This window comes from Salipaludibacillus sp. CUR1 (assembly GCF_021028955.1).
Taxonomy (GTDB): Bacteria; Bacillota; Bacilli; order Bacillales; family Salisediminibacteriaceae; genus Salipaludibacillus.
The window spans coordinates 193,302-215,115 of sequence record NZ_JAIWPE010000095.1 but is presented as its reverse complement, the minus strand read 5'-3'; the positions used below and the strand labels follow the sequence as shown (position 1 = coordinate 215,115).

General features: G+C 40.7%; 21 protein-coding genes. 4 read left to right on the top strand and 17 right to left on the bottom strand.

Features of this window, described 5'->3' with window-relative positions; translation table 11 throughout:
* Positions 1-117: 117 nt before the first annotated feature.
* The 4 genes from K8O68_RS18535 to K8O68_RS18520 all read right to left on the bottom strand — a co-directional run bounded on the left by K8O68_RS18535 (position 118) and on the right by K8O68_RS18520 (position 3,776).
* A complete protein-coding gene (locus tag K8O68_RS18535) occupies positions 118-549 on the bottom strand; it encodes an OsmC family protein (protein WP_230898249.1) in 432 nt (143 codons plus the stop codon).
* A gap of 64 nt (positions 550-613) precedes the next feature.
* A complete protein-coding gene (locus K8O68_RS18530) occupies positions 614-1,615 on the bottom strand; it encodes an arsenic resistance protein (protein ID WP_230898248.1) in 1,002 nt (333 codons plus the stop codon).
* 206 nt (positions 1,616-1,821) lie between these two features.
* Entirely contained in the window at positions 1,822-3,444 is a 1,623-nt protein-coding gene (locus tag K8O68_RS18525) for a M20/M25/M40 family metallo-hydrolase (RefSeq protein ID WP_230898247.1), read from the bottom strand.
* A gap of 86 nt (positions 3,445-3,530) precedes the next feature.
* Entirely contained in the window at positions 3,531-3,776 is a 246-nt protein-coding gene (locus K8O68_RS18520; protein ID WP_230898246.1) for a hypothetical protein, read from the bottom strand.
* 312 nt (positions 3,777-4,088) lie between these two features.
* On the opposite strand from K8O68_RS18520, the gene cbpB reads away from it, so the two are divergent.
* Positions 4,089-4,541, top strand: coding sequence for a cyclic-di-AMP-binding protein CbpB (cbpB, locus tag K8O68_RS18515; protein ID WP_230898245.1), 453 nt, complete (start codon positions 4,089-4,091; stop codon positions 4,539-4,541).
* Positions 4,542-4,585: 44 nt separating this feature from the next.
* On the opposite strand, the gene K8O68_RS18510 is transcribed toward cbpB, so the two are convergent.
* A complete protein-coding gene (locus K8O68_RS18510) occupies positions 4,586-4,969 on the bottom strand; it encodes a DUF2512 family protein (protein WP_230898244.1) in 384 nt (127 codons plus the stop codon).
* A 152-nt stretch (positions 4,970-5,121) separates the two neighbouring features.
* Between K8O68_RS18510 and namA the strand changes: the two genes are divergently transcribed.
* Positions 5,122-6,135, top strand: coding sequence for an NADPH dehydrogenase NamA (gene namA, locus K8O68_RS18505; protein WP_230898243.1), 1,014 nt, complete (start codon positions 5,122-5,124; stop codon positions 6,133-6,135).
* Between the two features lie 35 nt (positions 6,136-6,170).
* Here the strand turns inward: namA and K8O68_RS18500 are convergent, their stop codons facing one another.
* Positions 6,171-6,608, bottom strand: a complete 438-nt coding sequence (locus K8O68_RS18500) for an SRPBCC family protein (protein WP_230898242.1) — start codon at positions 6,606-6,608, stop codon at positions 6,171-6,173.
* A gap of 88 nt (positions 6,609-6,696) precedes the next feature.
* Between K8O68_RS18500 and K8O68_RS18495 the strand changes: the two genes are divergently transcribed.
* Entirely contained in the window at positions 6,697-7,926 is a 1,230-nt protein-coding gene (locus K8O68_RS18495) for a DUF4236 domain-containing protein (protein WP_230898241.1), read from the top strand.
* Positions 7,927-8,611: 685 nt separating this feature from the next.
* Here K8O68_RS18495 and K8O68_RS18490 read toward each other — a convergent pair.
* The 8 genes from K8O68_RS18490 to K8O68_RS18455 form a co-directional block, all read right to left on the bottom strand.
* Complete coding sequence (locus K8O68_RS18490; protein WP_230898240.1) at positions 8,612-9,589, bottom strand: LacI family DNA-binding transcriptional regulator; 978 nt, start codon at positions 9,587-9,589, stop codon at positions 8,612-8,614.
* An 82-nt stretch (positions 9,590-9,671) separates the two neighbouring features.
* Positions 9,672-11,129, bottom strand: coding sequence for a sucrose phosphorylase (gtfA, locus tag K8O68_RS18485; RefSeq protein WP_230898239.1), 1,458 nt, complete (start codon positions 11,127-11,129; stop codon positions 9,672-9,674).
* 297 nt (positions 11,130-11,426) lie between these two features.
* On the bottom strand, positions 11,427-11,867 hold the full coding sequence (locus K8O68_RS18480) for a YaaR family protein (protein WP_230898238.1): 441 nt from the start codon (positions 11,865-11,867) through the stop codon (positions 11,427-11,429).
* A gap of 214 nt (positions 11,868-12,081) precedes the next feature.
* Complete coding sequence (locus tag K8O68_RS18475) at positions 12,082-12,948, bottom strand: flagellin N-terminal helical domain-containing protein (RefSeq protein ID WP_230898237.1); 867 nt, start codon at positions 12,946-12,948, stop codon at positions 12,082-12,084.
* 18 nt (positions 12,949-12,966) lie between these two features.
* The gene (locus tag K8O68_RS18470; protein ID WP_230898236.1) at positions 12,967-13,395 is read right to left on the bottom strand and encodes a flagellar export chaperone FliS; all 429 of its coding nucleotides are present in this window, start codon (positions 13,393-13,395) and stop codon (positions 12,967-12,969) included.
* Positions 13,396-13,473: 78 nt separating this feature from the next.
* The gene (locus tag K8O68_RS18465) at positions 13,474-13,773 is read right to left on the bottom strand and encodes an EscU/YscU/HrcU family type III secretion system export apparatus switch protein (RefSeq protein WP_230898235.1); all 300 of its coding nucleotides are present in this window, start codon (positions 13,771-13,773) and stop codon (positions 13,474-13,476) included.
* Positions 13,770-16,181, bottom strand: a complete 2,412-nt coding sequence (locus K8O68_RS18460) for a hypothetical protein (RefSeq protein ID WP_230898234.1) — start codon at positions 16,179-16,181, stop codon at positions 13,770-13,772. The genes K8O68_RS18465 and K8O68_RS18460 overlap by 4 nt, the downstream gene beginning before the upstream one ends.
* 160 nt (positions 16,182-16,341) lie before the next feature.
* Positions 16,342-17,616, bottom strand: a complete 1,275-nt coding sequence (locus tag K8O68_RS18455) for a DNA polymerase IV (protein WP_230898233.1) — start codon at positions 17,614-17,616, stop codon at positions 16,342-16,344.
* A gap of 275 nt (positions 17,617-17,891) precedes the next feature.
* Between K8O68_RS18455 and K8O68_RS18450 the strand changes: the two genes are divergently transcribed.
* On the top strand, positions 17,892-18,095 hold the full coding sequence (locus tag K8O68_RS18450; protein WP_230898232.1) for a hypothetical protein: 204 nt from the start codon (positions 17,892-17,894) through the stop codon (positions 18,093-18,095).
* Here K8O68_RS18450 and K8O68_RS18445 read toward each other — a convergent pair.
* The 3 genes from K8O68_RS18445 to K8O68_RS18435 all read right to left on the bottom strand — a co-directional run bounded on the left by K8O68_RS18445 (position 18,089) and on the right by K8O68_RS18435 (position 21,727).
* Entirely contained in the window at positions 18,089-19,567 is a 1,479-nt protein-coding gene (locus K8O68_RS18445) for an NAD(P)/FAD-dependent oxidoreductase (RefSeq protein WP_177174148.1), read from the bottom strand. The genes K8O68_RS18450 and K8O68_RS18445 overlap by 7 nt on opposite strands.
* A 126-nt stretch (positions 19,568-19,693) precedes the next feature.
* The gene (locus tag K8O68_RS18440) at positions 19,694-20,203 is read right to left on the bottom strand and encodes a MarR family transcriptional regulator (RefSeq protein WP_230898293.1); all 510 of its coding nucleotides are present in this window, start codon (positions 20,201-20,203) and stop codon (positions 19,694-19,696) included.
* Between the two features lie 408 nt (positions 20,204-20,611).
* Positions 20,612-21,727: a M20/M25/M40 family metallo-hydrolase gene (locus K8O68_RS18435; RefSeq protein ID WP_230898292.1), complete on the bottom strand. Its 1,116-nt coding sequence runs from the start codon at positions 21,725-21,727 to the stop codon at positions 20,612-20,614.
* Positions 21,728-21,814: the final 87 nt, after the last annotated feature.

Here is a 21,814-nt window from a genome sequence, read left to right as displayed (position 1 = left end):
GGCCGCTGGGCAAGCACCACCTGGCGGCCTAAAATCACTTATTCTTCAAGTATAAAAGCGAAAGTCTGAAGAAATGTCCTGTGTTTACTTTCTTTTGCCCCAGACTCGCATCACTATTTATTCCGCTTTTTCCCAAGTATCAGACATGTCAATGTCAGCTGCTTTCATCATAGTGTAGACTGGGCAGCGGGTTTCTACCATTTCCTGTAATTCTTTCAGCCTTGCTTCTGATTCAGTTGTCTCCACAAAAGCCTTTACCTCTACTCTCTCAAAATAAGGACGGACCCCTGGCTCTCCCATAAAACCTTTAGGGTTAAATTCACCGGTGATATTAAATTTAATATTTTTTAAATCAAAATTCATTTCTTTAGCTGCCATTCTTGCCGTTACGTTTTCACATGAAGCTAATGCTGCAAGTGAGGCTTGCAGCGGATTGGGGCCTTGATCAGTTCCCCCCATTTGGCTCCCCTCGTCTAACACAAAATTATGTTTACCTGCTGTTGCATTAAGTTTTAAACCTTCAGTTGTTCCATTTACTTTAAATTTCATCAATTTCAATCACCTTTCTTAAAATAACAGTTTATTTTATTGAGTAATTAAATCACTCTAATAATCAATTTTGCACCTGCACGGATGCCGGTTTTACATTGTTTTGTGTGATTTCCTTAAACCAGCGTTTCCCTGCAATCCTGGCATAATAAGTAATGCTTTGGTACTGAAGCATAAACGCTATTGTTACAAGCAAGGCTGCTTCCCCGCCAAAAGCAGTTGCAGCAATCCCTACCGCAATTGACAGATTCCTCAGCACTGTTCCATTTACAAGAGCAATACCATCATTCCTATTGAAGAATTTTAAAGCAATAAATGTGACAAGCATATAATTAAGCAAATAAAATATTATCAAAGCAATTAAAGCAGTAAGTATTAATTGGAGGTTTGCCACGATCATTTCAGCCCGGGCGCTGGTACTTACAAAAACGACGTAAAGCAGCCCCCAGATGCTTAGAGGAGCCATATTAGGCTTTATTTTCTTTTGAAAATGTTCTTTTGAATATTTTTTTAATAACAGCTTTGTGGTGATCTGCCCTAATACTAAAGGGACAAATACAACCATTAGAATAGTTTGAACTGTGGTCATGACATTAATGTTTACGTATTGGCCAACCATAACTAATAAATACCACGGAGTCAGCAATGAACCTGCAACAAGGCCGAATACTGTAAGTTTTACCGCTCCAGGTACATTCCCTTTCTGGATACCAGTCCAGGAAATAGTCATACCGCTTGTCGGAAGCAGAGCTACCAGGGCCAGGCCGGCAAACATAAGCGGTTCATTTGAAAAGAAAATCATTCCAATAAAGAATGCTATTAAAGGAATCATAATAAAATTAATTAAAAATGAGGCGCCGATCATTTTTGTTTCATTTTTCAGTTTTGTAAGTTCCTGAATTCTTAACCCCACCATTGTCGCAAAAATCATGAGGATTGTAGCGATTAAAATGGTCGGCCTCAAAAGTGACGTATCAACATACAAGCCTGCTATAAAGCTGAAAATTAATGTTATCGGGACGACGATTAATAAGTGTTTTTGAGGAAAATGGTATAATTTCATCATCTTTCCTTTTCATCCTCTCTTTTTGTCAATACCTCAATGGGTATAAATATACTATACGGGGTATTTATTTATGTGTCAACAATTAATTAATTTTATATCCTGCATTCAACTTCGTTCGGTTGTATTTAAATAAGGCACTTTTACCCCTAACTTATTAAAAAAACAGCGTTCGCCTTTTGTGAGCACCAACGCTGTTTCTTAACTGTTTATTTAAACGCTTCTTCAAGCCCCTTCTTCATAATTTCAGGAAATTTGCCAAACGATTGAGTGATATTCAAACGTTCAGTCCAACTGTGTGGATCTTTTCCAGCAGGCCCAAAGTTAATCACCGGCATATTCAATTTTTCCATCGCTTCTAAAGGTAAGTTATACCCCTGCCCCCATACTGGCATATTTTCAATTAATGTGTTCAGCTTTGAAGCCGGCTCTTCCAAAGATGTATAACTTAAATCCGACAGGCCGGGAAAATATTGAACGGTTTCCAGATTCACATTCCCCTCCTGCTTTGCAATATGGGTTAATTTGCGGGTCAACTCTTCTACAAATGTGTTTTTTTTCGAACTCACAGGCGGGTAATATGGTGGAGCGTAAAACAGTACAATCATAGGTGTTAATTCCTTACATAAAGCTGCAATATGGTTAACAATCTGAATTGTTCGTTGTCTCTCATCTGCAAGAGCGTCTGTTGAGTGTACTAAAGAAATCAGTCTTTCTACATCTTCCTTGCCTGTAATTCTAAGCGCCTGGTTCCACAGCTCTTTATAGGTCATTACATTTACTTTCCTGTTTTCCGGTTCATAATCCAGGTTGTTGGAGAAAGCTTTTTCTCTATCTTCATAAATAGCCAGCATTTTTTTAGCTGCTGATCTTGCAACCTTTAATAAATCATTTGTGACTTCGTCTACTGACTTTTCCATTGTTAGCAAATTATAAACAGACACAGCAGTCAGAGGGATCTGAACGGAATAGTCTGTTTTCAAATCTTTTTGTATCAACGTGCTTGGGGGCGGCGTCCTTTCATTTCCTGCCTGCTCTGTCAAAAGAGGATTCAGTTCTATTATACTTGTCAGAACAGAAGCCATAAAGTTTCCGTTTAAGCCGGAAAAAGGTTCAGCCACATGAGCTTCCTTTCCGTAACAGTAGAACCCCGGAAGCATTTTTCCTATAGACCCTTGATAGATATAATAACTATTATCACCCGGGTATTTTGAAAAACCCGGCTCTGTGTTCCAGCAAAGTATATACTTTAAATTGTATTTTTCTTCGTATTCAACAAGTACAGGTGTAGCTGAACGCATTCCTGCTGAATCTACTTCCTCATCCGGAACGCCGACAAATAAAAGGTTGCCTTCGAAATAGCCTTCAGCGGCAAGTTCTATCATTGACAGGCACAAAGCCACTCCGCCTTTCATGTCCATCGTCCCGCGCCCAAATAGCCACTCATCCGTTTTTAAATCTTCCTGTACGGTGGCTGGCAGCTGATACGCCTGCTCCAGCATTTGTTTGGTCAGTTCACGGGGTCTGAAGGCTAAATGCTTCCATTCTCCGTAGCCTTCTATATCCACCACATCTAAATGCCCCATTAAAATAATGGTTTTGCCAGTCGGCTTTTTGCTTTTCACGAGAGCCGTAACAAACTTTCTTCCATCCTCAGTATAATGAGTATGTAAATGATCCGAATAATTTTTAAAATAACCAATTTTAGAGAGCTCATATTCTATAAACTCCATTATACCGATTTCTTCTTCCGAACCGGTTACACTGGCGTATTCAACTAAAGAAATGGTCAGTTCTGTTAATTGTTCTTTACTCTGCCATTTAGTCATCATTTACCCCCCCTCCAGGTTTAATAAAAGGCCATTAAATTGTCTATAAATAATGGTTCGTTCTACGAGGATAAAATCCCTCTTTATGATCAGGTTTTTACTTTTCTAAATGGAAGTATAGCTGCAGGAGGTTTATGGCAGAACACCGTCTGGCATTTATAACCTTCTTTTTTTCTCAACATAAATGTCTGTTTTGTTACAGGGCGTTTTCTTCCCCATTGCAAGGAGCCCGGCTCATTCCATGATTTAAAGGTTATCATTTCCTGTTTATAATAATAGCAATTACCAGAAGGATATTTTTCACAAAAGTATCGGACTGTCTGTTTACTATGCATAAATTTACCTCCTTTTTTTACAGTATGGCTAGAAGAATAAACCTTTAAACAAATAGCACGCCCTGGACAATAAGTATCACAAACGCATTAGACCTGACTGGGGTTTAACACTTAATTAAAAAGACACACACCTTCCCTCCGGCCATCATATTTTATAGTTGAAAGCGTTTACATTACATTTGACAATTTACTGTCCTCCGTCTAACATTAATATGGGAAGCAAATAATGGGTTTTTAAAAAATGGTTTCAAGTTTAACATTTTGTGGAATAAGATCACTTGTAAAATCTTAACAAAGAAAGTGTGCATGATAATGCCTGAATTAAAAGAAGATGTATTAAACCGTTCTATTACCACCTTTTTAATTTCTGCTGATCAGGTCGCTCATGTTCAGCCAGACAATAACCTTGAACACGCTCTACTCGTATTAGTTAAGTCCGGCTATACCGCTATCCCTGTTTTGGATACGAATTTTAAACTCCAGGGACTAATCAGTAAAGCGCAAATTCTTGATTCGATACTTGGAATTGAGCGTATCGAACACGAAAAACTTGGCGAATGGAAAGTAAAAGAGGTTATGACAGATAATATCGCTTGTGTGAATGATGATCAGCCGTTTGAAAAAGTTTTGTCTTTGTCTATCAATCACCCGTTTGTATGTGTAGAAAATACTCAGGGAGCTTTTCTTGGTATAATTCCCCGCAGCAAAATTTTAGCTTATATTAATGGCTATTTTCACGAGCAAAGAAAAAACACACGCGACTAACACAACCGTTTAACAGGTGCCAGAAAATCCCGGCACCTGTTTTTTTATTCGTATCCTGCATGACGGTCCCCGCCTCCCCCTCGCCGGACGGGATAGATGACATACCGGTGAATAAACCACTCTCCCGAAATCACTAAGCTGCTATAAAGAAGTAAAGCAGCAAGTATACCGAAGTCGAGTCCGGTGGTTAATGACAGCCAAATCAGCATAGACAGAAAGACAATTATTCCATCCACGATAGCTGCCGGTAAGTTCCCTATAAAAGAAAAGGCGACGTAATCGCTGATACCTAAAGTAATGAGAGACATTATTAATCCGAACATCACTAAAAAAAACAGCGAGAAGCCATAAAAAGTAAATACAAGCCACAGAACGGTTATTTGAAACAACCATTTAATTAATACTGCATACAACACCTTCACTAACATTCATCCTTCCCCTCACCAGGTTTTCAGCATTAGTGTGCATCAGTAAAGGATTCTCTATGCCGTTTCGTCTGACAAAACAAACAGAGGTATGGTAAAGTTGAAGCACTATTCTTCTATAAAAACCAAATAAAAAAATATAAGGAGCCATATAAATGAAAGCCAAACTTTTTACTCCGATGACCTTTAAAGGTGTAACATTAAAAAACCGTATTACGATGTCTCCTATGTGTATGTATTCAGCAAATGAAGACGGAAAAGTGAATGACTGGCATATGACACATTATATCAGCAGGGCTGTCGGTCAGGTCGGCCTTATTATGGTAGAAGCAACAACGGTTACAAGACAGGGACAGATTTCTCCGCGTGATTTAGGGATTTGGAGTGACGAACAGGTGCCCGGCTTAAAAAAGCTCGTTGAGGGAATAAAAGCCCATGGATCTAAAACTGCAATTCAACTCGGACATGCCGGCAGAAAAGCGGTTTACAAAGGAGAAATTCTCGCCCCTTCAGCTCTTCCTTTTGATGACCAAGGTAAAATCCCGCTTGAAATGACAGACAAAGATATTGAGAACACTGTCCATGCTTTTAAAGACGGTACAAGACGGGCAAGAGAAGCCGGTTTTGATATTATTGAAGTTCATGCTGCTCATGGCTATTTAATCAGCCAGTTTTTATCACCATTAGCTAACAAACGAAAAGATAAGTATGGGGGAGCCAGAGAAAATCGTTTTCAATTTTTAAAAGAAGTCTTGGAAGCAGTTAAGACGGAATGGGAAGGACCTATATTTGTAAGAATTTCTGCAGATGAATATCACTCTGAGGGAAACCAGGCTGAAGATTTTATTTTTTATGCGAAAGAAATGAAAAAGCTCGGTGTGGACCTCATCGATTGCAGTACGGGCGGAATCGTGAGAACACCGATTAATGTCTATCCGGGTTATCAGATTAGCCATGCTGAGATGATTAAACGTAAAGCTTTTATTCCTACCGGGGCGGTAGGCATGATTACTTCAGGCCTTCAGGCAGAAGAAATTCTCCAAAATGACAGGGCTGATCTGATCTTCCTTGCCAGAGAACTGTTAAGAAACCCATACTGGGCGCGCACTGCCGCTGAAGAATTAGGAGAAGAAATTAATGGACCGGAACAGTACAAGCCCGCATGGTAATGGAATTCATTAGAAAAGCGGCATATGCGGGCTTGCTAAAATGAGCCAAACGTTTTTTTGAGATGCCTTTTACGGTCTGCAAACATGCCTTTGAGCAGGAGGTTCACTATAAAGGGCGGCAGGAAAGAGGTATATTCCACACGATCAATCATTCTTGTTCCATTACTATTTAATCTTTTAAAGGCGTGTACATGGCGCCATGATTTAAAAGGAAATGGGATCTTTAGTCCTTCGTCTATAAAGTATTTTCTGTCTGCTGTCTCTGTAATTTCTCCTTTCCAATTAAGTTTAACTATAAAGAAATTCAGCTCCAGATGAACAGCCGACCCTTTAAATACTTCTTTGTCTCCTAAAACTTTAATTTTAGGAAAGCCTGTTATAGCAGCGAGATTTTCATTAGTTTGGAAAAACGGCCAAATTGTTTCAAGCGGCTGCGGAATATCAGTTTTGTAATAAAAAGTATGTTTGAACACAGGATCACCCTTTCTGTCTCATTTATCCTATTTTAATTCTGGAATAACAAACATACAAGATAATGAGCTTTTTCAAGGAGGTTTTTCTATGAGTTTCCGCTTTCAAAAGAGAGTCAGAGTAGCGCCTGGAGTCCGTTTGAATTTCAGCAAAAGAGGGATCAGCACGTCCGTCGGCCGCCGCGGAGCGTCAGTAACTATGGGCAGAAGAGGTTTATACGGGAACGCCGGCCTTCCGGGGACAGGGATGTCATACAGAACGAAATTAGACAAAAACGGGAAAAGAAGAGTCACACAGTCAAATACTAACCGCGGGTCCCACACCCAGCCTGTTGAACTTATATGGGATGAAGAACTGCATGATGTGCGTTTTGAAAAAAGTGACGGTAAACCGTTAACTGAGCAGGAAGAAAGAAAGGTAAGACGGGAATATAAAAATTATCTGTTAGATATTTACAAGGAAAAAGAAACAGAAATAAATAGTCAAACTGAACGTCTTTTGGATCTCCACCACAATCTCTTTCAGCCAATGGAGTCGTTAGAAAAGGCTGCTCGTATATCTCCTGACCCGCTTTTAAATAAGCCTGATGAAGATGACATTTACCAAAAACTGCACGATGCTGAAAAAAGCAAGCTGACCTTCTTCCAAAAATTTATATTACTCTTCCCTGCCAACAGGAAAGCGTTTAAAGAAAAGATCCAAAAGCTCGCGGAAAATAATTTTGAAGAAGCTTTACGTGAATATAATGAGGAAATAGAATCCCTTCAGCAAGAAACAGACTTTAGACTCGACCTAGCGAAGAAGGTAAAGGAAGGCCTGCCTGAAGCGATGGAAGAATGGGTCAGTCTGTTCCTGGACGAACTGGACTTTCCTCTTGAGACAGATGTGGACTTTAAGATCTCTTCTTCCACCTGTGCTCTGGCTGATATAAATTTACCAAAGTTAGAAGAGGTACCGTTACAGGAGGCCAGACTTCTGAAGTCAGGAAAACTGAAAGTTGAAAATAAAACACACCGGGATCACCGTGAACATTATGCTCTGATGGCAGGGGGAACCGCGTTTTACTTAGCAAGCTTCTTTTTTGCTTATCTGCCTCCTCTACAGACGATAACTATCTCCGGCTATAATCAAATTGTAGATCCTGCTACAGGCCACGAAGAGGACCAGTATATTTACAGCCTGAAAATAGACAGAGAAACGTTATATTCTCTTAAAATGAAAAAAGTCCATCCTATTTTGGCTTTCGACAATTTCGAGAAACGGCTTAATGCAACTAAAACGTATATTTTTAAAGAAATAAAACCTTTCACTTCTGTATAATTCCATTTTACAGTGGCCGGGACAAAACTAAACAAGTTTGTAAAGGACGAACAATAATTTTATCAAACATCTTATAAGGTGGGTTACTTTTAGTTTTACCAATTATTATATAGCCTCTGCTTTTTGATTGAAGGACAGAAGGCGGCAACGCCCGAGGGATTAAGCGCAGTCTGAAGATCCAATTCAACGAAGCTCCAGACTGAGTTGAATTTTAGCCAATCATGCAGAAATAACTCACCCCTTAAATATATTAATAATCCGATAAACGAAGGCGAGGACACCCAGAGGATAAGCGAAGTCTGAAAATCCACTTTCCCGAAGGAGTCCTTCGGGAAAGTTAGTTGAAGACAAGCCCTCGGGTAAAGAAAACACAGCGAACTTCCACACGGATGTGGTGACTTCGGCGTTTTCACAGGACGTGAAGGGGTTAGCCGAAGCTCCTAATGACCTATGTTGCACTTATGCCTGTGGTGTAAGCCTTCGCCGAGAGTGAATCGGCAAATTAAAAGGACAAGCCCTTGGGCAAGCGCCCGCCTGGCGGACTGAAATCACTCCAATTACTATTTAACAGAGTTTTTTTATTAAGTACAAAAGCAAAAAGCCGCACAAAAATTATAAGATTTGTTCGGCTTTCTTTATGATTACTATTCTTTTGTCCCAGCCTCTTCACTTTCTCTCCGGAAATTTATACAGTATCTCTTTCAATAAGCTGAACCGGCAGGACAGTTTCCATTGCAACCCTCTCATTTCTAATCTGGCTGATAATCAGATCCACTGCTTTTTCTCCTATCTCTTTGATCGGCTGGCCGATCGTCGTAAGTGGAGGACTTATAATTCGACTAAGCTGCACATTATCATATCCAATGACCTTCACCTCTTGAGGCACACGCCTGTTAAGCCGTCCTGCTTCTTTCAGGATGGCTGCTGCTATAATGTCACTGCTTGCAAATATACCATCTATCTCCGGGCATTCCCTGAATATACCGGCTGCCAGCTCTTCGTATTCTTCATAGTTAAAACCATTAATATTAGTCTGGAAAAAATGGAGTTTACATTTGGATTGTTCAATTTCTTTTTTAAAGCCCTCATACCGTTTCTTAGCAAGAAGATCGAGTTCCACATTACCGCCGATGTATGCGATTTGCTTGCACCCTTTCTTTATAAGCTTTTCAGCGGCTAAAATACCCCCCTGAAAATTATCGGAACTAACGTAAGGAATGCGGCTGGAAATCCGGCGGTCAATTGTGACAAGCGGCTGGGCAATGTGTAAATACTCCTCAGTATCTATTGTATGGCTGCCCATAATTATGCCATCTACCTGGCTTGCCTTGAGCATACTCAAGTAATCTTTTTCCTTTAGGGGATCAAGCTGCGAGTTACACAAAAGCAGTTTATACTTCCTGCTGAAGGCGTAAGATTCAATCGCACGGGTTAATTCACCAAAGAAAGGATGGGAGACATCCGGTAAAATAAGCCCTATAATCCGGGATTCCTTCTTTTGCAGCGACCGGGCTACTTCATTAGGCTGATAATTTAACTCTTCCATTGCCTGATGCACTTTATTAATTAATTCTTCGCTTAAATACCCCCTCCTGTTAAGCACTCTTGAAACACTTGTGACAGAAACTCCTGCCTTTACCGCAATATCCTTTATAGTAGCCATCTTGCCCCCCTGGTAATTACTGGGGGGTCTGTCCCCCCATTTATTGGGAAAACGCACCTGGGATGAAGGTGCGTTAAAATGATTATTTTATTCCTTCTAAATTCTTTGTTTCTCTAAGATCCGGATCATAATATGTCACCTCATAGTCGTACGTGGCAAGATCCGCTTTTAAAACTGCCCGGTGCTCTCCTGCTGTCCTGATAATTTCTATTAATGAAGTACCTTCTTGTTCAATGACCTCAATATCACCCTCAAAAGCAGGATAGGAATTTCTGAATTTCATTAAATTAATGAGATGGGACATCACAGGGCGGTTCATCGTCTCATCAATTTCTTCTTTTGTATAATAATGGCGGTTAATATTTCTGCCCACTTTAGTTTTTTCAAGAAGTTCAATATCATTTTCTCCAGCGAGCAGCCCTACATAATAAACTTGAGGAATACCCGGGGCAAAGAATTGTATAGCACGCGCAAGAACGTATGCATCATCTTTGTTTCCCAAAGCTGAATAATAAGTACAGTTTAACTGGTAAATATCAAGGTTGTTGTATTCCATTGTATTATATACCCGCTTAACATTAGCTCCTTTTGAAAACAAGTCATCTCTTGTTTCTTCAATCTCTTTACTTGTAAGCAAATCGGCCACATCCACCACCCCGATGCCGTCATGCGTATCGAGCGTGGTGAATTGCTTTTTCGGGGACATTCTCAGCCAATTGGCAAGACGGTCAGCACGTCCGCTGTACAAACCGTGCAGAACAAGCATTGGTAAAGCAAAATCATACACCCAGTAGCCTCTTTCAGCCAGCTTCATCTGTATAGAATAATGTTCATGTATTTCAGGAAGAATTTCTACACCGCAGGGATCAAGAAGCGCTTTAATCTCATCCAGCATCTCCCACGTGTCAGGCTCAATAAAGAAACAATTTGTCCCCGGCTGTTTAGTTGCATACGCGAATGCGTCAAGCCGAATAATAGAGGCACCTTTTTCAGCTAAATAGTGTAAATTCTCTTTAATAAACTGTTTAGTCCGCTCATGATAGACATTCAAATCAATTTGTTCCTCGTCAAACGTGCACCATATTTTTTCCTCAGACCCATCATTAAATGTCACATCAATATACGGGGCACGCGGTTTCCGCTTGTAAATTTTGTCTACATCTTCCTGAGTCGGCTCACCGTTTGGCCAGAAGTTTTTGTATTGAATAAATAAATCAGCATACTCAGACTCATTTTTTTTATTAATAAAATCCTGAAAATATTCAGAACTTCTCGAAATATGATTGACCATGAAATCAAACATCAAATAGAAATTATCTGATAAGGCTTTTACATCTTCCCAAGTGCCAAATGGTTTATCAACCTCTTTATAAGTCATTGGAGCAAATCCTCTGTCAGCCGAAGATGGATAAAAGGGTAACAGATGCACTCCTCCTACTGAATCCTGAAAATGTTTCGTGAGGACCTCATTCAGTTCTTTTAAATCTTTCCCCATACTGTCAGCATATGTAATCAGCATCACTTCATTTTTAATCCCCATTCTTTCTTCTCCTCTCAATTTAAAAGTGATAAATAATATGGTAACGTTTTCATAACTATAAATTAAATTATAATGAGGAGTAATAACTATGTCAATCGTTTAACATATACTTCTTATAAAGTTCACACAGCTATTTTTAATTCGTTTTATGACAATCATGCCTGGTACCACCCCTCTGACAGGACATAACCGTTCGTCCAATAAACCATGAAGGCTAAGCGGAGTGAGAAAAAAATTATAGATATTTTTAGCAGATAAAGAAAAAACCTTTCAGGCTGCAATAGCCTGTAAGGTTTTCTAAGCATAAATATTAACAAGTAATCCTTTAATTTCTCCCACCATATTAAGGATATCGAGACTATTTTTCTGTTCTTTAATAACTGCATCGGTTAAATCGAGCAGTTTTCGGTCTACTTCCCTGACGATCTTATAAACTTTAGTTCTTCCGCGGCGGTTAAATCCTTTCCGCTCTTCCAGACTAAGCCCCAGTTTTACTGCATCATCAATAAACTCTTTAACAAGAGCTTTATACTTTCGAAGTTCTTCAACAGTCCTTGACTCAGAAAGCGTCTTCCCCTGATCATCAATTTTCTGCAGCAGATGTCCGAGCCGTTCGTACTGGCTTGAGTCACGTCCACGCTGCATAATTTCCTGGAAAGATACTTTTGCCTCGGTCCCGGTGTTTTTTTTCGTAGTTACATTATTTACTCCGGTTCGCCCGACTTTTTGTATGTCCACACTACTCTTCCTTTCGTCACTGCTTACAATTAATTATAGTGAACTTTTACTTGGAAATAAAGGAATGATTTACAAACCCTAAAGAAGTTCATAAAATATAAGCACGTTCCAATTCAACCGAAAACCTCTAAACTTTCTGTGGAATTCAGCTAACAGAGGACTCTACATAGCTAAAAAGAAAAGCTGCAGAAGCAGCCTTTCTTAAAGCTTACCGCTATTGAAGGAGCTGAAGCACTCCCTGAGGCAGCTGGTTTGCCTGGGCAAGCATGGCAGTTGCTGACTGATTTAAAATATTGTTTCTCGTAAACTCTGTCATTTCAAGTGCCATGTCAGCATCTCTAATACGGGATTCGGCACTTGTTAAGTTTTCATGGGTGACCTGCAGGTTATTTATCGTGTGTTCCATTCGGTTTTGCATGGCTCCCAGCTGGGAACGTGCGTTAGAGACTTTTTCGATGGCTTCATTAATTTTTAATATAGCGTCGTCTGCACCATCTTTTACATCAATAGAAATTGAGTTTTCCCCATTACCATCTCTAAGTTCTAAGGCTTCAGCATGCATGGGTTTAATCTGAACTTTTACATTCTGTCCTTCATTTGCTCCTATTTGAAAGATAAAAGTGAGACCTTCTTCATCTGCAGCTGCAAAGCCACCATTTTCATCCAGCTTGGCAAGTAATGTTTTCGTATTAAATTCTGTTTTTTGACCAATACTGTCTATTTCTTCAACAAGCTCATTAATTTCGTTTTGAATCTGCTCCCGGTCTTCATCAGTATAAGTATCGTTAGCTGCCTGTACTGCGAGTTCCCGCATACGCTGCAACATTGAGTGTACTTCAGTTAATGCTCCTTCAGCCGTCTGGATAAGGGAGATACCGTCCATGGCATTACGTTCTGCCTGCTTTAAACCGCGGATCTGTGAACGCATTTTTTCAGAGATCGCTAGTCCAGCTGCATCATCAGCCGCACGGTTAATACGAAGACCTGAAGAAAGTTTTTCAAGGTTTTTAGAGGTTTGAAACTGGTTTTGATTTAAATTCCTGTAAGCATTGAGAGCTTGGATATTATTATTAATTTTCATAAGCTACAACTCCCTGTTTTATTCAAAGGCAGAGTTTTTTTCATAGGCTACCTTTTGCAACTTTACAATCTTCAGTTCATGAGACTCTTCTTTTGATTTTTTTAATAGTTCATTCCATGCCTTATATATTGTTTCTATATGCCGGATAACTTCCTCAACGATTAAAATGTCTTTATTGTAATTAGCCTTTATAAGCCTGTCGCTTAAATAGTTATATAAGTGATCAAGCTGGTCGGCTAAAATGCCTGCCTCATAATTAAGTCCTGCGCCCAGCCGGAAAAGAATGTCATTTGATTTTTGCATTTTAACATTAGCTATCAAATAATCTTTATCTTTTAATGCGCTGACTGCCATCTCCAAATTTTCCAGCAGAGCTTCGTATAATAAAGAGGTAATTTCCTGAGAAGTTTTTTCATGCAGAGCTTTATTTGAAATTATTTTTCTCACCTCCGTAGAATCAGCACTTCTATTTATTGAGTCCGCCCCGGGGATCTATTATTTTTATCGGTAACCTACCGGTGTTTATTAATAACTTCTTTCCATTTCTTCTATTAATAATAAAATTTCTGCTATAACAGCGTATAACTGCGGTGGCACGTTGTCGCCAAGATCCATATCGAGTAAATTTTCGAGAAGCAGTGTGTCTTGTTCAATATGTATGTTATTGTCTTTAGCCAGTTCAATAATTTTTTGAGCGACATAGCCTTTTCCCTGTGCGACCACTGCAGGCTCTTCTCCTGAAGCTTCATCGTAACGGATGACAGCTGCAAAAGGTCCATTTACTTTTCTTCTGTTCACTTGATTAATGTGCCTGGAAACCCTCATACTTTATAATCAAACCCTTCTTTGGTGATGACTGGAATAGCTACGTCATCCGTTTTCTTTTCACTTTGATTCGCTCCATTAGCGGCTGGGCTCATTGGACCTGAATTAATTCCATTTACATTAAAACCTACTTCTTTCAAGTTCTCTATATATTTTTGTGCCAGCGGTTCAACTATTTTTGAAAAATTCGCTGAATCATTTTTAAGAGAGATGCTGAGAGATCGATCCACTACATTCAGACCAATCCCGAGTGGCCCAAGTTTTTTCGTATCAATATGAAAATACAGTTGGCAGTTTTCCCAGTCTATGTGATCGCCTTCGTTACGAGACTTCACATAGATTTGGAGGTTTTCTGCCTCCCCTTTTAACATCAAGGGAATTTGAAACTGAACCATCTGAAAGTTCTGCTGACTCTCTGTCCGGCTCATCAACTGTTGTCCAGTCAGGTTATGTAAAGCCTGTTGGGCCTGCTGCTGTCTGCTTCCTTCCTCTTCGCCTCCACGTGCCATTTGCAGAAGCAGGGCTTTCATATTCTGCTGCTGATCCCGCTGACTTAAGTCCCTGCCCGAAGCAAGCATTTGAGCCAGTTCGGTCTCTCTGTTGAAACCCATGCTTCGCAATCCTTCAAATAATTGCCGTGAAGAGCCTTCATGGCCTGTAAAACCTCTCGCAGTCTGGTCAAAGTGCTGTGCCAGACGATGGGCCGGCGTCTTTTGTTCACGCCATCCCTGCTCTTGGGTTAGAAAATGCTGCACTCGTTGATTAGATGGCTTAAAATTGATCTGCTGCATACTTTTTTGTACTTCTCTTACAATGAGACGTGCTTCCTGGTAATTTCCTTTTGCTAGTATTTTTTTTGCTTCAGCGAGCCGGCTGGTCGCTCCAAGCATTTTACGTTCTGTCTTCATATCTGCATAAAGCATCCAGTCGCTTTTCATTATGGCTCTGTCAATTTGTTTAATTACATTTTCAAGCATAGGACGGGTTTGTTTAACCGCCTGTTGTCTGAACTGCTGAACCATAACTTCTATTCTCGCAAGCTGTTTGGTTACATCTTTCTGAAAAACTTTAAATTGGTCGGTCGCTTTGGCGAGCCTTTCCGTCACCTCAGTGATAAGAACGTTTTTAGCTGAGAGGCCGGATGTTTGCAAAATATCATTTTTTATATACTGCTGGATGTCTGAGTTAGCTCCTGCTTCCAACCGGGCGGACTGTTCAGGAGGAAGTACTGATCTAATCTGCTCAATTGAATTAACTATCAGCTGCCGTGCTTTTAACTCTCTGCCTGAGTTAAGACGCTCCTGAGCTTCTTCTATCAATCGGTTGACTGATCCCATTTGATCAGCAGGTATATTTAAAAAAGGAAGTTCTTCACGTATAGTCTCAACCACACGGTTTATGTCTGCTTCGTTTTGTAACAGGGCTGCCCAGTTACCAGTCACTGTCTGACCAGCACTCTTGATTCCACTGCTCGAAACTGCATTATAGCTTGCTGCCACCGGCTGTTGTCCATGCTCTGTCTTTAAACTGCTGCCTGTTAACATGCGGGCGAGCTCCTGCATCCTGTCTGCAGCCGCAGCGCGGCCTTGGGTGGCCTGAAGCTGAAGCATCTCCCTAAGGGTCTGGTTGACGAGCTCTCGAACCGCTTCATTTCCGGTTCTCCCTGTTAATTGCTGAAGATATTCTATCGCTTCACGAACATTTCGGCCTTCCCTTAAGCTGTCTTGAACCTGTTCGACCGCTCTTATAAACTCTCCGCTACTGGTCGGTGTCCGGTTAACTTCTGTTCCGGCTGATCCTTTACCATTCATCTCTGTGTTTACTCCTCTGGCTATTTCTTTTAACTGTGCAGAGGAGTTGCGCCCGTGGAGCGATGCGTGAATCGCCTGAAGCTGGTTCCGCGTTGGTTCAAGTCGTTTTGAGACCATCATATCAATCGTGTGTCTGCGCTGTTGTTCTGTTCCCCTTCCGGATTCAACATATCTTTTTAAATCATTAACAGTTTCTTTCGTCAATGGGACCCCCCGGTCCATCATCCGTTGAACAGCTTCTTTCAGCGCTTTCCCAGATTCATGGAAACCATGCTCGCGAAGCACCCTTTCTGCCGATTGACTGTTCCCTGAAAGATGTTCACTGTGCCGATTATTAGCCTGTTGAAATTCCCCGGTTATTTCTCGTACTCTCACTCCTTCCCCTGTTCTCTCCCGAACCTGGATATTAATAATATCTTTTTCAGGAACTTTCCCTTCAAATTCTGCATGGACCAGCTGCCCACGAACAGATATGAGCGCTTCTCTGTCAGAGATCCGCGATTCTACATTCGCTCTGTATATATCGCCTGTTTTTAATTGAACAAGGCGGCCAGTGGTGTTTGACTGTATGTTTACTTGCTGGTTATGTATTTCCACTCAACACCTCTCCTCCCACTTTATTACTCTTAAACTTATATCGGGTTATCTTCCTCAAAAGTTGAGAAAGGCTGAACTATAAAACCTGAATATTTCTCTTGCAGGATACAGTAAGGATCCTTATTCTATATTTATAAAAATAAAAAAGAGCAGCTTTCAGCTACTCCTGCTCCTTATCAAAAAGTCTGTCTCTGAGAAAGTCTTTCTCGAGGCTTGTTCCTCTTCTTTTTTTATCGCGAAGAGCATCACTTCTGTCTTTGTTGGTTACTTGTGTGCCTTTTAATAAGGCTTCTTCTCCGAATTTATTTCGTAACTCGTCTATTATTCCACTTAACCGTTCACCTTTCTCATATTCTTCAGTGGAAAAGAGGTCCAGCTGTTTATAAGCCTGTCCCTTCTCTACTAAATCCATCCCTGTCACACCAAGCAGGCGAATGGGTTCCCCGTTCCAGTATTCTTCCCATAAATTCCACGCTGCCGCAAAGATATCCTCGTGAGTAAAAACTGGATAAGGTAATTTGCTCGACCGTGTGATCGTTTTTCTGTCATGGTAACGGATTGTCAACTGGATATTTCCTGCGTAAACATTTTTCCTTCTCAGTCGCCTTCCTACCGAATCACTCAAGTTCATTAATACCTTTTTCACATAAACTCCGCTCGTTGTATCTTCAGGAAGAGTGGTGGAATTGCCAATGCTTTTGAATTCATTTACAGCCTCGGGATCGACAATTCTGTTGTCAATTCCATTAGCCTTTTCATATATCCTCAGTCCTGAGACTCCTAAATGGCGTTGAAGCATATACCTGTCTGCCTCAGCGATATCACCTATCGTATATATACCTAACTTTTCAAGTTTTTCTGCTGTTTTACTCCCTACACCGTGCATTTCTACAGCTTTCAAAGGCCATAGTTTATCGGCCAGTTCTCTTTTTCTCAAAACTGTAATCCCCATTGGCTTTTTCATGTCACTGGCCATTTTTGCCAGAAACTTATTCGGGGCCACTCCTATACTGCACGGCAGATTTAATTCCTTGTTTATCCGTATTTGAATGTGGCTAGCGAGATCCAAAGCAGATTGGGAAGTATGAGCAGTGGTCACATCCATATAGCCTTCATCGATTGATACGGGTTCAACCAGAGGGGTATATTCATATAACAGCTGAAACATACGGGAAGAGGCCTGTCTGTACTTGTCAAAGTTGGGCTCCCGCACAATAAGTTCGGGACACTCCCTTAACGCTTCCCAAAGAGGCATAGGCGGTTTAACTCCTCTGGCTCTGGCTTCATAACTGGCTGTAACGACAATTCCCCTGCGAGCCTTAGCGTTACCAGCAATGGCAAGCGGTTTTCCTTTAAGCTCAGGGTCATAAGCTGCTTCCACAGAAGCATAAAAACTGTTCATATCCACGTGGAAAATAATTCGGCCTTTCCCCATAATCCTACACCCTTTTCTACATCTCTTCTCTAACTACTATAATGCCTTTTACAATAAGAAAAATCAACGAACGTCTGTTCCAAAAATAATATACTAATCCTGTAATAAAGACCATTGTGGCCTTATTAAGAAAAAAACACAATAAATATAATAAAAAACCTCTGAGAATCAGAGGTTTTTAACTATTTTTACACATTTTGTCACTTGTTGTTGATACATTTACCTTAATGTTATGTTAAAATGGAAGGTATTAAAGATGAGAGGTGGTCTTGTATATGATGCAATTCATTGTCCGTGATCAGCCTGCCTATTATAATGTCATCTTATTATTAGTGACTCAAGTAGTAGCCACCCATGAAAGAAATGACTGGCCTCCACCGACGATTAAGGAACTTTCATATAGTACCGGTTATTCAGAAGAGTCCATTCTTGAATCTCTGGAATTTGGAAACACCGAGCCTGTTTCCTTGCTTCAATAAGCAGGGAAAGGCTCTTTTTTAGGTGTGGAAGGGGCTTGCTTGCGCCGCTTCAGTATCGACCTTGCAATATGGACGCCGTTCGCTCCCGCCTGGGCTAATCCTCTTGTCACTCCTCCGCCGTCTCCCCCAGCATACAATCCGCTTATTTCTGTTTCAAACTCTGAAGTTAAAACTGGTCTGGAAGAATAAAATTTAGCTTCTACACCGTAAAATAAAGTATGCTCTGAAGCAATTCCAGGAGTAACATGATCTAATGCTTCTACCATTTCGACTAAACTTTTCATTGTATTATAAGGGAGAACAAGGCCAAGATCTCCCGGTACTGCTTCCTTCAAAGTTGGTTCGAGAAATCCTTCGTTAATTCGTTTGCGGGTAGATCGTCTGCCTTTCATAATATCGCCGAATTTCTGCACAATAACCGAACCGTCAGAGAGATCGTTCGCCCTTTCGGAGATTTCCTGGGCATAAGAATTAGGCTTATCAAAAGGTTCCGTGAAAGTATGCGAGACTAACAGAGCAAAATTCGTATTTTCACTTCCAAGTTCCGGATCCTTATAAGCATGGCCATTGGCTGTCATGATCCCGCTATGGTTCTCTACAACAACGTGGCCGGAAGGGTTGGAACAAAACGTACGTACTCTCGTTCCTACTGATGTATTAAACACAAACTTAGCTTCATATAGATGCCTGTTTATTTCCTCCATTATGACATCAGAGGTTTCTACCCGGACACCTATGTCAACCTGATTGTTTACCATTCGGTAGCCGCGTTTTCTAAGCAGGCGTCCCAGCCACTCAGATCCGTCCCTTCCTGGCACTATAACGACTTGATCTGCGGTTATTTCCTGTTCTTTTTTCTTAAGCCTCACTCCGGTAACCCGGCATCCTGCTTCCGTTTCTTCGGTCAGAATATCTTCAACTTCAGAGCGGTGCATAAAATCGCATCGTTCTGTCAGCGTTTCATAAATGCTGGTTAAAATCTGCAAATTGACTTCTGTTCCGAGATGGCGAACAGATGCCCTCAGCAATTTCAGTCCGGCACCCATTCCGCGACGTTCAATGTCCCGTACAGCATCTGTAGTCGGATCTGTAGATTCTTCAGGTGCTCCGTGTGCCAAATTAATCTGGTCCACATATTTAATTAACTCCATAACTTCGGAAGGTGATAAATACTCCTGCATCCATCCTCCAAAAGCAGTGGTAATATTAAATTTTCCATCTGAATACGCTCCTGCGCCTCCAAAACCGCTTGTTATCGAGCATGCAGGCAGACAGCCGGTAAAGTCTTTCCTGCCTGCTGGCGGAGGGCATTTTTCAATTTTCTTTTCATTAATAGGGCAGCGCCGCTGATGGATTGCATGGCCTTTATCAATAAACAGGACATTTAAATCAGGCTGCTGATTGGTAAGCTCATAGACAGTAAATATACCTGCAGGCCCCATCCCTACTACAATTACATCATAATGCTTCATCAAGGATCTCTCCCTTTTGGTTTACTTTGACCATGTATATCTTACCAAAAGGACATTGAGTAAAGCAAGGTTAAACACGAATGTTTAGTGCATTAAAAAATAAAATCATACGTATTATTACCTTTTTTATGTATGTTCTCCTTTTTCAAGGGATAAAATCGATTCATTAGACGAACTTTCTACCCACTCAACAAAATCCCTTCCGTGAAAATGCAGGTTGGCCTCTCTGTGAAAGTGGATTAACTCTTCTATAAACCCTTCGTTCTCTTCTGAATAAGATTTTATAAATTTGAACAATTTAAAGTCTTTCCGCTCAGATTCCTCCCGCCTCTTTTTACCATCATCCGTAAGAGACACATAAGTGAGCCTTAAATCTTTCTTATCTTTTGATAAATGTATTAAGTTTTTCTTCGAGAGCCTTTTAATCATTTGCATAACTGTTGAACGGTCCCACAGACCGATTCTGGCAATCTCTGATACTGATATTTTACCTTTAGTATGCACTATCCACATGACGTGCTGCTCAGCAGACGTAATACCTAAAGTATGGGCGTTTACTTGCCATTCTTCTTCAAGAACTTTTCCCAGTCCTCTAATATAATTTAATAATAAATGATCCTCATGACTTACTTTCATCACGATAATACCTCCTTCTCACACTGTTTGCCATGTATATCTTACCATATTTCTCCAAATGGTGTTTGATATATAACCTAAGAGAAAGGGGCTGGGACACAAGAATAGTAATCATAAAGAAAGCCGAACAAAATTTGAAAATCTTGTTCGGCTGTTCTTTTTGAGAAAAGAAGTGATTTCAGGACGCCAGGTGGCCGTTAGCCCAGGGGCTTGGGCATCGCCGCCTTCTGTCCTTATCCTTAAATCAAAAGAACCTGAGGCTATTTAATAATTGGTAAAACTAAAAGTGATCCACGTTTTAAAATGTCTGATAAAACCATTGTTCGTCTTTTACAAACTTGTCTTTAGTTTTGTCCCAGCCTCTATTAATGATTACTATTCTTTTGTCTCTTTATTCGCCGCATTTCTTTACTGGGCAGTTTTTTTAATAATGGCCAGAACCAGTTCAGCGGCCTTGACCAGCTCTTTGACTGGTATTTTTTCATTGGTTGTATGAATCTCTTCGTAACCGATTCCTAAGTTAACAGTGGGAATGCCATGTCCTGCGATAATATTTGCGTCACTCCCGCCTCCGCTTTGTTTTAATGACGGTGAACGCCCTATTGAACTGACAGCTTCCTTAGCCACAGCTACAAGATGGTCTTCTTCTCCGTGTTTAAACCCGGGATAAGCAACTTTAATTTCTACATCTGCTCGCCCGCCCATCTCTTCGGCAGCTGTCTCGAACGCTTCTTTCATTGCAGCTGTTTGTGTCTCCATTTTTTCTTTTATAAGAGAGCGTGCTTCTGCAAGTATATCAACCCGGTCACAAACGATGTTAGTCTGGCTGCCGCCTTCAAATCGTCCGATATTGGCGGTTGTTTCTTCATCAATTCGTCCTAACGGCATATTGGCAATTGCTTTGGAAGCTATTGTAATTGCAGAGACTCCTTTTTCAGGTGCCACTCCCGCATGAGCTGTCTTTCCGTGAATAACAGCTCTGATTTTTGACTGGTTAGGCGCTGCCACAATGATATTCCCTACTTCCCCATCACTGTCCAGAGCATATCCATATTTAGCTTTTATATCATCCGGGTTTAAGGCTTTAGCCCCTACAAGCCCAGACTCTTCTCCTGCCGTAATAACAAACTGGATTGTGCCGTGCTCAATTCCATTTTCTTTAAGAACACGCACAGTCTCAAACATAGCAGCAAGACCGGCTTTGTCGTCCGCTCCGAGAATTGTTGTACCATCCGATTTTATATAACCGTTTTCAATAACCGGGCTTACACCTTTACCAGGGACAACCGTATCCATATGCGAAGTGAAATAAACCGGATCAGCCTGAGCTGAACCTTCCAATGTACAAATCAGGTTTCCGGCCCCGTGTCCTGTCACAGCAGCTGAGTTATCTTCCTTAACTGTTACGCCAAGTTCTTCAAACTTTTTCGTCAGAACGTCCGCTATTTTTCTTTCATAGCGTGTTTCAGAATCAATTTCCACAAGTTCGATAAATTCATCAATAAGCCTTTGTTCATTAACCATATCAGTTTGTTCCTCCATTGCTATTTAATCCTACCACGCTATTGTAGCAAATAAATCTGGATAGTCCCAGCTTATCCTTGTTTATCC

Excerpts from the sequence above, each read along its gene's own strand:
- K8O68_RS18535 (WP_230898249.1), bottom strand. The coding sequence starts at position 549 with ATGAAATTTAAAGTAAATGGAACAACTGAAGGTTTAAAACTTAATGCA.
- K8O68_RS18475 (WP_230898237.1), bottom strand. The coding sequence starts at position 12,948 with ATGAAAATTAATAATAATATCCAAGCTCTCAATGCTTACAGGAATTTA.
- K8O68_RS18510 (WP_230898244.1), bottom strand. The coding sequence starts at position 4,969 with ATGTTAGTGAAGGTGTTGTATGCAGTATTAATTAAATGGTTGTTTCAA.
- K8O68_RS18495 (WP_230898241.1), top strand. The coding sequence starts at position 6,697 with ATGAGTTTCCGCTTTCAAAAGAGAGTCAGAGTAGCGCCTGGAGTCCGT.
- K8O68_RS18530 (WP_230898248.1), bottom strand. The coding sequence starts at position 1,615 with ATGATGAAATTATACCATTTTCCTCAAAAACACTTATTAATCGTCGTC.
- K8O68_RS18450 (WP_230898232.1), top strand. The coding sequence starts at position 17,892 with ATGATGCAATTCATTGTCCGTGATCAGCCTGCCTATTATAATGTCATC.
- K8O68_RS18435 (WP_230898292.1), bottom strand. The coding sequence starts at position 21,727 with ATGGTTAATGAACAAAGGCTTATTGATGAATTTATCGAACTTGTGGAA.
- K8O68_RS18465 (WP_230898235.1), bottom strand. The coding sequence starts at position 13,773 with ATGAGGGTTTCCAGGCACATTAATCAAGTGAACAGAAGAAAAGTAAAT.
- gtfA (WP_230898239.1), bottom strand. The coding sequence starts at position 11,129 with ATGGGGATTAAAAATGAAGTGATGCTGATTACATATGCTGACAGTATG.
- namA (WP_230898243.1), top strand. The coding sequence starts at position 5,122 with ATGAAAGCCAAACTTTTTACTCCGATGACCTTTAAAGGTGTAACATTA.
- K8O68_RS18445 (WP_177174148.1), bottom strand. The coding sequence starts at position 19,567 with ATGAAGCATTATGATGTAATTGTAGTAGGGATGGGGCCTGCAGGTATA.
- K8O68_RS18520 (WP_230898246.1), bottom strand. The coding sequence starts at position 3,776 with ATGCATAGTAAACAGACAGTCCGATACTTTTGTGAAAAATATCCTTCT.
- K8O68_RS18440 (WP_230898293.1), bottom strand. The coding sequence starts at position 20,203 with ATGAAAGTAAGTCATGAGGATCATTTATTATTAAATTATATTAGAGGA.
- K8O68_RS18455 (WP_230898233.1), bottom strand. The coding sequence starts at position 17,616 with ATGGGGAAAGGCCGAATTATTTTCCACGTGGATATGAACAGTTTTTAT.
- K8O68_RS18490 (WP_230898240.1), bottom strand. The coding sequence starts at position 9,589 with ATGGCTACTATAAAGGATATTGCGGTAAAGGCAGGAGTTTCTGTCACA.
- K8O68_RS18525 (WP_230898247.1), bottom strand. The coding sequence starts at position 3,444 with ATGATGACTAAATGGCAGAGTAAAGAACAATTAACAGAACTGACCATT.
- cbpB (WP_230898245.1), top strand. The coding sequence starts at position 4,089 with ATGCCTGAATTAAAAGAAGATGTATTAAACCGTTCTATTACCACCTTT.